Genomic DNA, 13,194 nt, shown 5'->3' with positions numbered 1-13,194 from the left:
AAAAGCGTTGTTCAGTGACATTGCCACCCGCGCCCGCAGTCCGGCGGGCCTGGGGCAACTGTTTGGCCATTTACCCAATCCCGACCCAATATTAACCTGAGTTCGGGATAAGCATTATCAATTATACTTGAAGATACGTACCTGCAACAGGTATCTTTGGTTTAGATGGCATTAAACAATATGCAACCAGTCCGCCTAATAAATTCACTACAAAGTTAGCCGGAGAGCGATGTCGCGTATGCTCTATTTGACAAAGATTTTTTAACTCATCAAATACCGTTTCAATGACAGAACGATGACGCAAGATGGCTTTGTCGAAACAAGTCTGTTTAATAGGCTTCATTTTCTTCTTGATATTCGTTATAAGGCTAATTCCCATCGTTTTGAGTTGCTGTTTCAGTGAAGCCGATAAATACCCTTTATCTGCGTACAAACAACCAGAAAGATCCTTTGTCAGCTCAGGCAATGGTTTCCGATCATCGGTGTTTCCTGGTGTGAGTCGAAAACTGAGTATTTCCCCCAAATGATTGATAATTACATGAAGCTTGAAACCAAAGAACCAACCTGTTGAATTTTTTCCCCGTTCAGCTATCCCATTGAAGACTTTATGTCTGCGGATCCGTAAGTTATCACACACCGCTATCGGAGTAGAATCGGCAACCGATAGCCCCGTGCATTTTCCCTTAATTGACTCAAACAGTGCCGTTAACGCTAAGGCACTACGCGGAAGTAACTCTACACAGCGTGAATAGGATGGCAAGTTAGGAAATTCCTTCCGGAGATATAAGCGGACATAATAGAGATAAAATACCTTGAATTGCCTGAATCGGAGTTGATGAAACAACACAACCAGTGTCATCATTTCCGCCAACGAAAGCTGAGTAGACCGTCTACGACGCTTAGTACCGTTAGTCAGCAAATATTCATGCATTTTTGGCTCGAAGTCTTTGCAAAAATCATCCATCAGGCAATAAAGTTCAGTAAGATTTTCCATAATTGTTTAACAATGCTCTACTCTTTAACCAGACTGTTAGAGTATTTTAACAAAACAGGCTCATTCAACTATTTGAATATCAAGACTTTCTCTTTATTTCTTATCCCGAACTCAGGTAATATTACGCGCCAGAGGCCAGGCGATTAGCGTTTACCGCCAGTTACGCGCTGAGCCGTTGGTGGGTAGCAGTATCCGGCGGCGCAAATCCGCAGTCAAATGCCTGGAGCGCGGGTTGGAGGCGGGGCAAGCGCCCGCCCAGGTGGTGCGCTTTATTGAACATAAGGAGCCGGCCACCAAAGGTGCGTCGAGCAGTCTGTATAAAGACCTGATTGAAATGGCCCGCAGTGAAATTACCATTGCGCTCTTGGGCCAGAACCAGACTACCGAAGCCGAAACCAATCACGCTTCCGCCCAGGCCGGGCTGGAAGTGGCCGCTGATATCCGCGATGGCGATGCGGTGATGGTAATGAGTGCGGTAAACCAGATACTCCGCTGGCTGGTTGAGCTGAACTTTGGTGATGTGCCCGCGCCCGTGTGGCGACTGTGGGAGCAGGAGACCATCGATGAGGTACAGGCCAAGCGTGACCTGAGTCTGGCGCAAACCGCCGGCTTTTTCAGCGCGCAATACTATCAGCGTGAATATGGCTTGCAACCGGGTGATTTGCTGATGGAAAGCCAACAGGAAACCCCTTCACCCCCTGCTCCCTCGCTGGCCTTTGCCGAAGGCGAGACGCAGAACGTGCACGATGCCCAGGCGCAACTTGACCGGGCACTGGACAGCCTGATGAAAAACGGCACGCTGGACAACACCCTGCAACCGCTGCTCACCCCGTTATTTGACGCGGTAAAATCGGGTATTTCCCCCGGCGAACTGAGGGGGAAACTGGCCGCACTTTACCCCGAGATGCAGGCAGAGGCGCTCCAGGAGACCCTGGCCCGGGTGATGTTTGTTGCCAACGTCTGGGGGAGGTTACATGCCGACACTCAATGATAACGAACTGACGGCGCTGTTTAGCCTGCCGCCCAAACGGGCGATAGCCTACTTAAAAGCCAAAGGCTTTACCTTTTCCTGGGACTGGCAGGACGTCTGGCAAGCCGCCCATGCCCAGAGCGCGACGGTGGCCAAGGTGACGCGACTCGATATTCTGCAAGATATTTATCAGGCGCTGGAAACCGCCCTGGCGGAAGGCAAAACCGGCCAGTGGTTTGCCCAGGAATTAACCCCAGTACTGCAGGCCAAGGGATGGTGGGGGGAGCAGGAGACCCACGACCCGGTGAGCGGGGAGCCGGTCACGGTGCAATCAGGCAGCCCGCAGCGACTGGAGACCATTTATCGCACCAATCTGACTACCCTCTACAACGCCGGGCACTGGGCAGAAATGCGGGAGAATGTTGCGGCCCGTCCCTACTGGATGTATGTGGGGATACGCGATAATCGCACCCGCAAAAGCCACCTGGCGCTGCATGGTCGGGTGTTTCCTGCCGATGACCCGCTATGGCGCGCGCTCTACCCGCCCAATGGCTGGCGCTGCAGCGTGATTGCACTGTCTGAACGGGACATCAAAGCGCGAGGACTCACGGTGGAAACGTCCGGCGACCGCCTGCTCTGGTCGTTGCAGGTGGTCTCGCGCAAAACCGGCGAAATGCAGCCGGTGGCCCAGCTGACACTCGACAATCATACGGTGTTTTCCCCGGATATCGGCTGGTCGTATAACCCCGGTGAAGGGTATCGACCGGACTTAAGCCGCTATCAGGGGCCGTTACACACCTTGGCCGTTAACACCCTGGGGAGACCGGAATGACTGCTACTATTCTGTCGGTTGAGATAACCGATAACGACCTGAAACAGGCGCTAAAGCGCCTGGAGAACGCCGCTTACGACCTGACCCCGCTGATGAGACGCTGGTCTGAAACGCTGAAAACCGCTACTGACCTGAACTTTGAGGCGCAGGGGCGGCCACGCTGGCAACCGTCGGTTGCGGCCCTCGCCCGCCAGGGCATGACGCTCTCCCGTGACGGGTATTTACGCCGCAGCGTGACGCCGGAATATGATGCGCATCAGGCACGGGTCGGCACGAATCGCGTTTATGCACGTATCCATCAACAGGGCGGGAAAGCGGGGCGGGGTGGGTCAGTGACGCTGCCCCCGCGCCCTTACCTGCCGGTATCCGAGGGGGGACAGCTACAGGCTGAAGTCAAACGCCAGCTGCTCGATGAGGAGCTTGATTATTTGCAACAGGCTAGCCTCCGCTAAGCGCTGCCTGACGCGTTCGAGCGCTTAAATAATACAACGCGATACCCGAGCGCGTTTCCGCCCTTTATAAAGCTTTATAAACCCCTTCCTGACGCGGTTATCCCTGATAGCCGCCGCAGCATTCTTCTGTCATCAAAAATATTCAAATGAAAATCTTTAAAGCCCTTTAAAAGGGAAATCAGACAACCCGACATAGACTGTTGGCATGATAGTCAATGGAGGTGCCATGAAATCCCTGCATATTTTTACGCGCGGTCGGCATACGGATAGCCACGGGCAGGTACTGAACGTGAGCGAGCAGGATTTACGCGCCTGTGCGGATGCCTACGATCCGGCGTTACATGAAGCCCCGATAGTGACCGGCCATCCAACCACCGATGCGCCCGCTTACGGCTGGATCAAACAGCTGTCGGCGCAAGGACGTGATCTGCTGGGAGAGCCACAGCAGGTTGATCCGGCTTTTTCTGAACTGGTGACAGCGGGCCGCTACAAAAAAATCTCGGCGTCGTTCTATTTACCCCACGCGCCGAATAATCCCGCACCGGGTGCCCTGTATTTACCCCATGTCGGTTTTCTTGGCGCACAACCGCCTGCTGTTAAAGGGCTGCGCGCGGTCTCTTTTGCGGATACCGAGGACGGAGTGGTGGAATTTACCGAAGATCGGGATGACAGCCACGACTCGCTGCTACTTCGGCTACGGGCGTTACTGAGCCACTATGTGGGTACCCCATCTGCCCCCCTGCGCTAACCACCGAAACCCTGGCCTTTTCTGACGCCAAGGTCGTCAACCCTTATCCCACAACGGAGAGCCTCACTGTGGAAAAAACCGAAACCGAAAAACAGCTGGAAGCCGAGAACACGGCGTTAAAGCAGCAGCTCAGCGCCCATCAGGCCGAAAAATCCGCGCAGGCCGCTAAAGTCGCTCATGACGCCAATGTGGCCTTTGCCGAAAGTCTGATTAATGAAGCACGCCTGGCCCCTGCCGGACAAGCGGTGATGGTGGCGTTACTGGATGCGCTGTCTGGCAAAGAGCAGGCGTTGACCTTCAGTGAGGGCAGCAAAACGCAACCACTGGTTGATGCCGTCAAGTCTCTGTTTACCAGCGCTACCCCGCTGGTTGATTTTAGTCAGCGGGCGGTGCCGGGAAGAGGCAACACGCCGCAAAACAGTCTGACCTTTAGTGAGCGGGCATCCGATCCGGATGCGCTGCATCAACAGGCCATGGCGCTTAAGACGCGTGAGTCCATCCCTTACGAAGCGGCGGTGAAGCGCTGCCTGTCAGGAGAGTCCTATGTCTGATTATTTAAAAAGCAAACGGGCCAACGACCCGGTGCTGACCCACATTGCCGCTGAATACCGCAACGCCAGCCTGATTGGGGAAAAGCTGTTTCCTCTCGTCAGGGTAGAAAAAGAAGGCGTCAAGGTGCCGACCTTTGGTAAAGGACGGCTGGCGTTGTATGAAACCAAACGCGCGGTCGGGGCCAACAGCAATATCCTGTTAAGAGAAAAACAGGCGTTCACCGATATCGTGCTCGATGAGCATGATTTGGCGGTGCCGGTCGATCACCGCGAACAGGCGGAATCGATGTTCAATGAAGAAATCAAGGCGATTAAACGCGCCACCGACGGTATTTTGCTGCGCCATGAACAGTATGTGGCGGAGCTGGCGCAATCGACCTCGGTCTATGCCAGCAATGCAAAAAAGGCCCTGACCGGCGATGCCGCCTGGAACAAGAAAAATGGCGAGCCGCTGAAAGATATTGAAGCCGGGATGCAAGTGGTGCGGGCCAATATTGGACTGCGACCCAACGTCATTACCATGGGGGCGAGCGTGATGGCGCTATTGCGCTTCCATAAGGTGCTGCAAGACGCGCTGGGCGGGAATGAACGTAAGCGTATTACTACCGAGATTTTAAAAGATTTATTCCAGGTGGATGAGGTGCTGATTGGCGCACCCGTTCAGCTAGACAAAGGCGGTAAAAGCACCACCGACCTGTGGAAAGATAACCTGATGCTGCATGTGGTCAGTCCCGCGGAAGCGGGCAGTGATAGCGCGGATGAGCATAGGCCGTCCTTTGGCTATACCTTCCGTCGACAGGGTATGCCGCTGGCCGACCGCTTTGACAGTGTTGGCGGCAAGGTGGTCAATATCCGCTACACCGATATTTATAAGGTCGCGGTGGTGGGCAGTGAAGCCGGGTATCTGATTAGCGGGATTAAAGGAGCGTAAAAGATGGTGACACAACAGGTGGTACTCACCACCACCGTCGTGGCGGTGGAGGAGTTAACCGCCCATCGTCTGGAGGGCATCACGGCAAAACCCTTTAAGGGCACCGGGACGGAACTCGGTGTCGCCGAGGTCTCCGGTAAAAAAGGGGACAGCGTGCCGATTAATGTGCTGGGCATCATGGCGGTAGAAGCCGGTGCCGCGATTAGCGCCGGTGAACTGCTCAAGGCCGACAGTGAAGGTCGGGTGGTATCAGAAAGCGCATTAACCGGTGGCGGGCTGCCTGCTTCAACGGTGGGGGTGGCATTGGATGCCGCCACTGCCGCCGGTGAGATTATCCGCATGGTCAGAGGTATCTGATGGCCTACTGCACGTTGGAGGATATCGGGCAATTGCTCTCACACCATACGCTGGTTCAGCTGACGCAGGATGTCTCAGGCGAAGCGCTGATGGGTAGCCTGCCCAATGTGATTAACGACAAGGTGCTGAGCGACGCTATCCGCTATGCCGATGAGCTGATTGATGCTCATCTGCGCGGTCGTTACGTCTTGCCGCTGCAGACCGTTCCCACGGTACTGCGCGATATGGCGGTCAATCTGGTCAGTCATCGGCTGTACCTGCGTCGTCCCGAAGGCCAACTGCCCGAGGCGATAAAAGAGGTGTATCGCGGCAGCCTGAAAATGCTGGAAGCCTTGCGCGACGGAAAATTGACGTTAGGTATCGCCGCCAGTGGTCAGGTGCTCCCCGAGCCGGCGGCCTTTCATGTTCATGCCCGTCCGGCGCGCTTTAGTGGCCCCGGCGGCTTACTGGAGGACTTTGAATGACGCTCGATATCATGCACGCCCTCCTGGCCCTGCTGACAAAACGCTTGCCGCAGCTGGAGGTTACCTTCTTTCCTGAGCATCCGGAACGCTTTCATCTCAATCATCCACTCGGTGCGGTGCTGCTCAGTTTTGCCCGCTCGCGTTTTGGCGACATTCAGGATGTGGGTAGGGTGTTTCAGCCCCGGGTGCTGCATTTCACGTTGACCCTGGTGATGCGCCAGCTTAACGGTAACGAGGGGGCGATTGCCCTGCTCGATAAGCTGCGTCAGACCGTGGGCGGCTTTATGCCGCCGGACTGTCGCCGCCCACTGTGGCTGATTGATGAGGTCTTTTTGGGGCAATCCGAGGGCTTATGGCAATACGCGCTGACGGTGGCGACCGAAACCTGGTTTGTGCAGGACTGGCCGCAGGACATCTTACCCCGCACGCAGGAAACGATAACGATAAATGATAATAACGAGGTGCTGCATGGCGAAGTTTCGCTACAACGGTGAGTCCCCGAATGGGGCAGCCCTGCGTCTGGCTGATGGCCGTACCCAGGATGTGATGTTTTATCCCGGTCAAGTCGTCGATGTGCCGGTCGATCATCCGTTTATTGTCTCGCTGGAAGCCCAGGGCTATCTGACCTTTCTGGGATTCGATTATCCCGATACGCCGCCTGAACACCCCAGGCCACTGACCGATTTTGAACAGCGATCACTCGCTGCCAAACACCCGACCGGCACACTGGCCCGTTACCGTTATGACGGCCAACAGATGAACGGGGCCGCTTTGCGCTTACCGGATGAAAGCATCCTGGATGTGATGTTCTGGCCGGGTCAGGAAGTGACCTTACCGATGGATAACGATTATGTGCTGGGGCTGGAAGCCCAGGGCTATTTAACCTTTCTGGGTCAGGAAGCAGAAACCCCCGTCAAACCCATCGTGGCTGCACCGTTGGCACAGGCAATCACCTCATCGGGCGACACCGCTGCTCCCCGCCCTGATGAGGCCAAACCCGTCGAAGTGCCGGTCAGCACAGCGTTAGCGATGCCCGCCAGAAAACGCGGAAAAGTACCAGCAGACACAAAAAGTAACGAGGTCACCCCATGAGTAGAGAACACCATCACGGCGTCGATACGCTGGAAATTGAACGCGGGACCCGTCCGGTCAAAACGGGAAAATCGTCCGTGATTGGCCTGGTCGGTACCGCGCCCACAGGCCCGGTCAATACCCTGACCCTGTGTACATCGGAAAAGGATGCCGCGCAGTTTGGCGATGAGCGAAGTGGATTTACCCTGCCACAGGCATTACGCGCCATCTATGACCACGGTGTCGGGACGGTTCTGGTGGTCAATGTGTTTGACCCCAAAAGCCATCAGAAAACGATAACCGCGGAAAGTATCACCTTCGATAGCACGTACCACAGTGCCACACTGAGCCAGTTACCCGTGGGTGATATGGTGGTGAAAAGCGTTGATGGGCAGACCACCTATAAGGTGGCAACCGACTATACCGTGGCCGCCGCAACCGGCAAAATCACCCGCGTCACCACCGGCGGTATTGCACAGGGGGGCACGGTCAGTGTGACCTATCACACCCCTGATGTCTCAAAAGTGACCGCAGCAGAGGTATTGGGTACCACCAATGCCGCTGACCAGCGTACCGGGATGAAAGCGCTGGAAAATGCCGACAGCCTGTTTGGTTATCGCCCCAAATTACTGATTGCACCGGGCTTCTCGCATTTTAATGCCGTGGCCACCGCCATGATTGCCCTGGCCGACCAATGTGAGGCCATCGTCTATATTGATGCCCCAGCGGGGACGACGTTTGCCCAGGCCATCGCCGGACGGGGGCCACAAGGCACGATTAATTTTAATACCGCCTCTGATCGGGTACGCCTGTGTTATCCGCAGGTCAAGGTCTATGACAAGGCAACAAACCAGACTCGCCTGGAGCCGCTGTCGGCGCGCGCGGCGGGTCTGCGGGCCAAAGTTGACCGTGAAAAAGGGTTCTGGTGGTCGTCTTCCAATCAGACACTGATGGGCATTGTCGGGATTGAGCGCCCGTTAAGTGCGCGCATTGATGATGCCAATAGTGAGGTCAATCTGCTTAACCAGAATGGCATTACCACAGTATTTAACAGTTTTGGTAGCGGATTACGCCTGTGGGGCAACCGCACGGCGGCCTGGCCGACCGTGACGCATCTGAAGAATTTTGAAAATGCGCGGCGCACCGGGGACATGATTAATGAGTCTATCCGCCATTTCAGTCTGCAATATATTGATCGCCCGATTAATCAGGGGCTGATTGATGCGCTGACCGAATCGGTCAATGGCTATGGCAGGAGGTTGATTGCCGATGGGGCGTTGTTGGGCTTTCACTGCTGGTATGACCCGGCGGACAACACCGAGGATGCACTCAGTCTGGGGCAGCTGAAACTGAATTACAAATACACCCCGCCGCCGCCGATGGAGCACCTGACCTTTGAGACGGAAATCACTAATGAATATCTCACCTTCCTGAAAAGTGGGGTTTCCACATGAGCGTGACGCACAGGGTCAATAAGATAACGATAAGGAGGAGATGATGGCGGGCAATGCACTGCATTTTATCACCAATGCCAACGTCTACCTGGACGGCAATAGCCTGCTGGGTCGGGCAAAAGAAATCAAGCTACCGGAAATCAACGTGGTGCAGCAGGAGCATCAGGCGCTGGGAATGATAGGCAAAATTCAGCTACCGGCAGGGTTTGACAAGCTCGAAGGGGAAATTCACTGGACCAGTCTGTATGAAGAGGTGGCACTGCGTACCGCCAATCCCTTCAAGGCGTATCCACTGCAATGTCGCGGCAGCCTGCAGCGCTATAACCCGGCACAGGGTCGCCAGGATGAACTGCCGGTGGCGGTGTTTATGACGGTGATGTTCAGCAAAAATAGTCTGGGCAGCTTTAAGCAGCACGAAGTGCCGGAGATGAGCAGCAGTTTTACCTGCAGCTATATCAAGCAGGTGATGGATGGTCAGGTGCTGCTGGAGCTGGATGTGATCGCCAATATTTTTAAAATCAACGGTGAAGATATGCTCACCAACTACCGCGCCAATCTGGGCGCTTAACCTGACAATCCGAGGAGTGATGATGACAGACCGTATTCATTATAGTTTGCAATACCCTTATGCCCTGGGCAATGGTGAGAGGCTGACCCAGGTCAGCTTAAACCGGCTCAAGGTCAGTGACATCAAGGCGGTACGCCGCTTAAGTGAAAACGTCAATGACTGGGACAGTCTGTTGATTGCCCGCATGACCGGCCTGATACCGGAAGATATCGACAATATGGATTTGGTGGATTATCAACAGTTGCAAGGCCACTTTCGTCAGTTTGCGGGGCTGGATGCACTCGCCGAAGGCACTGCGTCAGGCACAGGCGCTGTTGGCGAGATGGTTCCGCTGGCAGCCCAGTGAGCTGGATGCGCTGACGGTGATGGAGTTTGAGGACTATTTACAGGAAGCGGCTGCCCAAATCCGGCAGGAGCACGGGCAACGCGGGGCAAACCGATAAAGAGTGATCGGGTGTAACAGAGGCAGGTGACGCAGTGTCGAGCACATTTTCGATTGGGGTGGTGATCAAAGGAGCGGTGGCCGGTGCCTTTCGTTCGGCGATGGGCGATTCACGGCGTAGCCTCAATAGCCTGGGTGAAACGACTCGTCGCCTGCAATCCCGCCAGCAGCAACTGACTCAGGCGGTAACCCGCTACGGTCATTTGGGCGCACAGGCCGCCCGTAACCTCAATAGTGAGCTGGGTCGGGTGGGTCAGACACTTTCCCGTCTCGAGCAACAGCATCGCCGTTTGCATCGCACGCTGATGGCCAGTTAGATTGCCGGGCAACAACGACAGGCCCTGATGGGGCAAGGACTGGCGTTAGGGGCCACCACGGCGGCAGCGGTGGGCGCGGTCGCGCCGTCTGTTAAGCATTCGATGACCTTTCAGGACAATCTGGTCGATATGGGTATCACTGCCGGTTACGACAGTGCCACCCAGGCGGCGCTGGGTAAGGATATCCGCGCCTGGAGCCAGCAATACAACCAGACCCAGGATGATTTACAGGCCGCCACCAGTGCGCTTATTGGCAATAACATTGACAACCTGGACGATATCCGCGCCTACCTGCCACACATCGCCCGAGGTGCAACCGCCACCCGGACGTCGGCTGAACTGTGGGCACAGGCGGCGGTGACCACCCAGCAGTCGCTGGGCATTGCGGCGAAAGATTTTGCCGCGGTACAGAACATCATGGCGCAAGGGGGTAAGGCCGGGTCATTTGAAATCGCTGACCAGGTGAAGTGGTTGCCCGAGCTGGCCCCACAAATGGCCAACGTGGCCCAAGGTAAGGCGGCAGTGGCCGAGATGGTCGCCGCCTTGCAGGTGGCAAAAATAGGCGCTGGGAGTACGGATAAAGCGGCGAACAATTTCAATAACTTTCTTGAAAAACTGTACGCCCCTGAAACTAAAAAACGTTTTGGTGATGTCGGTATCGATATTGAAAAATCCTTAATGCAGCAAAAAGCGCACGGGATTTCGCCGATTGAAGGGATGATGAATACCCTGCAACGCTATCTGGCGCAAAAGAGTCCCGAGGCGCTGGCACAATTTAAATCAGCGATGGCGCTGCAGGACGATACCGCGCGCGATAAAGCGTTACTGGCCCTGCAACAGAACTTTGGGTTAGGTGAACTGTTTGCCGATATGCAGGTGATGGCCTTTGTGCGTCCAATGTTGGCCAATATGGAGAAGTACCGGCAAATCCGCGCTCAAGCCCTGGCTGCCGCTGACAAGGATGTATTGGCCGGCGACTATAAAAAACGGCTGGCCTCACCGATTGAGCAGATGAAAAAGTTAGGGGTTGCCAGTCGAGAGCTGTCACTGAGTATCGGTGAATCACTCAGCCCCGCCGTACTGTCGTTAACGCAAACGGTTCTGCCTTATCTGAATGCAGCCAGTGGTTGGGTCAAAACGCACCCCCAGCTGGTCAGTGGTATGGCTAAAACGGTGGGCGCGCTCCTGTTGTTTAAGGGGGGATTGTTGGCCACAAGGTTGGCGTTCAATCTGCTGGGTTCGCCGATACGCCTGCTGTGGGGTGGGTTTACCCGGCTGCGTACCGGCTGGCTGTTACTCCAGAGTGCTTTCCGCATGGGTGGGCGCTTAAGCCGACTCGCAGGCAGCGTAGGACGATTGGGAAGGGTGCTGGCCGGTGGGCTGGTGACGGGCCTGCGCCTGGCGGGACATGCCCTGCTGTGGTTGGGGCGGGCACTGATGTTTAACCCTATCGGCCTGACTATCACCGCAATTGCTGCGGGCGCTTACCTGATTTACCGCTACTGGACGCCGATAAGCGCTTTCTTTCAGGCCCGTTGGGCCGAGGTGAAACAGGCGTTTTCTGGCGGTATTGCGGGCGTTGGGGCACTTATCCTTAACTGGTCGCCCGTGGGACTGTTCTATAAAGCCTTCGCCGGGGTGATGCGCTATTTCCATGTTGAACTGCCCGCTAATTTTACTGACGCGGGTCGCCAGCTGATTGAGGGTCTGGTCAACGGGATTAAAAGTCGGCTAACCGCTGCCAAAGAGACGATTGTCAATTTTGGTGACAGTGTGTCGGGCTGGTTTAAGGAGACGCTCGGCATACACAGTCCCTCAACGGTGTTTGCCGGATTGGGGGACAATATTGTGCAGGGCGCGGTGGTGGGCATTACCCGCACCACGCCCGCATTAGAGCGCGCCGTCGGCGGCCTGATGCCGCTGATGCAACCGCCGTCCCCGCGTGTACCCCACTGGCCTGATACCCCGATCCCCTCTGCCGGTCAGGGGAAGGCATTTTCAGGCATGCAGATCACCTTTGCGCCGCAGATTGTGATGAACGGTCAGTCCCAGGCGACCCCAGCGGCGTTACGCGAAGCCCTGGCTATCAGTGTGCGTGAGCTGGAAAAACGCCTGGCGCAGCTGATGCACCAACAACAACGGCGGGACTTTTACTGATGCTGGCGATACTCGGTGAGATTGAAGTGCAGTTACAGACCGGCTTTACCGCGCTGGAAGCCACCCTCGGCGGTGAGTTTGCCGAGCAGGCGCGCATTGGTCGTAAACCGGGTCTGCAGTGGGTCGGCGACAAGTGCGATGAATACCGTTTAAGCGTGCGGTTTCATCAGCAGTACTGTCAACCGACCGCGCAATGGCAACGGCTACAGGCCGCCTGTCGTGCCCATCAGGCACTGGCGTTTGTGCTCGGCAATGGCGAGTACCTGGGGCATTTTGTGATCACCACGCTTACCGGTCGCACGCTGTTGGCCCATGCCGACGGGTTTGCCCAATGCCTGGAGGTCGATATCCGTCTGCGTGAATTTACCGGCGATCTGCGCCAACCACTTAAGCCGCCGGCGATGGCCACGACACTGAACAGAAAAGCCGCCGGGCTAACCCGGACGATCGCCACCGGTACACCGTTATCGCGGGCGGTGGGGCTGGCCCGTCAGGCGCAGTCGGCACTGGCCACGGCCTCACAGGCGATCCGGGTGGCGCGTCAGATGAAAACGGATCCGGTCGCGGCGTTAACGCGCGTGCCTGGGGTCATTAATAGCCTGGGTGAGGTGGCCACCCCGTTGATACAGGCGCACCCGTTGTTGGCCGGCCTGGAAGCCCATTTTCCTGCGGCCAGTCACCTGACCCGTGCGGCGGGCAAGGTGGCGACCACGGCCAGCCAGGCGAAAAACACGCTCAGTGCCCTGACCCCCAGTACCGGCCAGGCACTGCCCGGCGCACTGGATACGGTGGCCGGTCAGATGGGCGGTGCCCTCAGTACCTGGAACGACGTCGCCCCGGTGCTGAGCCGTCTGACGAGCCATCTGGTGACGCGCCGTTAAAGGAG

16 protein-coding genes and 1 pseudogene are annotated in these 13,194 nt (G+C 56.2%); 16 read left to right on the top strand and 1 reads right to left on the bottom strand.

The genetic code is table 11. The annotated features are described in order from the left end of the window. Positions 1-121: 121 nt before the first annotated feature. Positions 122-994, bottom strand: coding sequence for an IS982 family transposase (locus V3224_RS00175; protein ID WP_334467716.1), 873 nt, complete (start codon positions 992-994; stop codon positions 122-124). A gap of 178 nt (positions 995-1,172) precedes the next feature. Here V3224_RS00175 and V3224_RS00170 point away from each other — a divergent pair, with 178 nt between their 5' ends. The 16 genes and pseudogenes from V3224_RS00170 to V3224_RS00090 all read left to right on the top strand — a co-directional run bounded on the left by V3224_RS00170 (position 1,173) and on the right by V3224_RS00090 (position 13,189). Further along, a complete protein-coding gene (locus V3224_RS00170) occupies positions 1,173-1,985 on the top strand; it encodes a phage portal protein family protein (RefSeq protein WP_334468075.1) in 813 nt (270 codons plus the stop codon). Beyond that, positions 1,969-2,796 carry a phage head morphogenesis protein gene (locus V3224_RS00165; RefSeq protein WP_334467714.1) on the top strand — a complete coding sequence of 276 codons (828 nt, stop codon included), beginning with the start codon at positions 1,969-1,971 and terminating at the stop codon, positions 2,794-2,796. Before V3224_RS00170 ends, V3224_RS00165 begins: the two co-directional genes overlap by 17 nt. Next, positions 2,793-3,248 (top strand): phage virion morphogenesis protein, encoded by a 456-nt coding sequence (locus V3224_RS00160; RefSeq protein WP_334467712.1) that lies wholly within the window; start codon positions 2,793-2,795, stop codon positions 3,246-3,248. The genes V3224_RS00165 and V3224_RS00160 overlap by 4 nt, the downstream gene beginning before the upstream one ends. Positions 3,249-3,474: 226 nt before the next feature. Further along, a complete protein-coding gene (locus V3224_RS00155; RefSeq protein WP_334467710.1) occupies positions 3,475-3,996 on the top strand; it encodes a hypothetical protein in 522 nt (173 codons plus the stop codon). 68 nt (positions 3,997-4,064) lie between these two features. Beyond that, entirely contained in the window at positions 4,065-4,547 is a 483-nt protein-coding gene (locus V3224_RS00150; protein WP_334467708.1) for a hypothetical protein, read from the top strand. After that, the gene (locus tag V3224_RS00145; RefSeq protein ID WP_334467706.1) at positions 4,540-5,478 is read left to right on the top strand and encodes a hypothetical protein; all 939 of its coding nucleotides are present in this window, start codon (positions 4,540-4,542) and stop codon (positions 5,476-5,478) included. Before V3224_RS00150 ends, V3224_RS00145 begins: the two co-directional genes overlap by 8 nt. Positions 5,479-5,481: 3 nt before the next feature. Further along, positions 5,482-5,835 carry a capsid cement protein gene (locus V3224_RS00140; RefSeq protein ID WP_334467704.1) on the top strand — a complete coding sequence of 118 codons (354 nt, stop codon included), beginning with the start codon at positions 5,482-5,484 and terminating at the stop codon, positions 5,833-5,835. Further along, a complete protein-coding gene (locus tag V3224_RS00135) occupies positions 5,835-6,299 on the top strand; it encodes a gp436 family protein (RefSeq protein ID WP_334467702.1) in 465 nt (154 codons plus the stop codon). Before V3224_RS00140 ends, V3224_RS00135 begins: the two co-directional genes overlap by 1 nt. Continuing rightward, the gene (locus V3224_RS00130; protein ID WP_334467700.1) at positions 6,296-6,793 is read left to right on the top strand and encodes a Gp37 family protein; all 498 of its coding nucleotides are present in this window, start codon (positions 6,296-6,298) and stop codon (positions 6,791-6,793) included. Before V3224_RS00135 ends, V3224_RS00130 begins: the two co-directional genes overlap by 4 nt. Then, the gene (locus V3224_RS00125) at positions 6,768-7,391 is read left to right on the top strand and encodes a hypothetical protein (protein ID WP_334467698.1); all 624 of its coding nucleotides are present in this window, start codon (positions 6,768-6,770) and stop codon (positions 7,389-7,391) included. The genes V3224_RS00130 and V3224_RS00125 overlap by 26 nt, the downstream gene beginning before the upstream one ends. Beyond that, positions 7,388-8,824 (top strand): phage tail sheath subtilisin-like domain-containing protein, encoded by a 1,437-nt coding sequence (locus tag V3224_RS00120; protein ID WP_334467696.1) that lies wholly within the window; start codon positions 7,388-7,390, stop codon positions 8,822-8,824. The genes V3224_RS00125 and V3224_RS00120 overlap by 4 nt, the downstream gene beginning before the upstream one ends. A 43-nt stretch (positions 8,825-8,867) precedes the next feature. Then, positions 8,868-9,392, top strand: a complete 525-nt coding sequence (locus V3224_RS00115; RefSeq protein WP_334467694.1) for a phage major tail tube protein — start codon at positions 8,868-8,870, stop codon at positions 9,390-9,392. Positions 9,393-9,414: 22 nt separating this feature from the next. Further along, positions 9,415-9,738, top strand: a complete 324-nt coding sequence (locus V3224_RS00110) for a phage tail assembly protein (RefSeq protein WP_442889583.1) — start codon at positions 9,415-9,417, stop codon at positions 9,736-9,738. Continuing rightward, complete coding sequence (locus V3224_RS00105; RefSeq protein WP_442889581.1) at positions 9,707-9,835, top strand: hypothetical protein; 129 nt, start codon at positions 9,707-9,709, stop codon at positions 9,833-9,835. Before V3224_RS00110 ends, V3224_RS00105 begins: the two co-directional genes overlap by 32 nt. A gap of 34 nt (positions 9,836-9,869) precedes the next feature. Next, positions 9,870-12,308, top strand: a pseudogene (locus V3224_RS00095) (phage tail tape measure protein). Further along, positions 12,308-13,189 (top strand): phage tail protein, encoded by an 882-nt coding sequence (locus V3224_RS00090; protein ID WP_334467684.1) that lies wholly within the window; start codon positions 12,308-12,310, stop codon positions 13,187-13,189. The pseudogene V3224_RS00095 and the gene V3224_RS00090 overlap by 1 nt, the downstream one beginning before the upstream one ends. Positions 13,190-13,194: the final 5 nt, after the last annotated feature.

Origin of the sequence: Arsenophonus sp. PmNCSU2021_1, from assembly GCF_036919435.1 — a bacterium.
Lineage (GTDB): Bacteria > Pseudomonadota > Gammaproteobacteria > Enterobacterales > Enterobacteriaceae > Arsenophonus > Arsenophonus nilaparvatae.
Note: the sequence above shows the minus strand (reverse complement) of the source record. Positions and strands in the feature narration are given on the sequence as shown.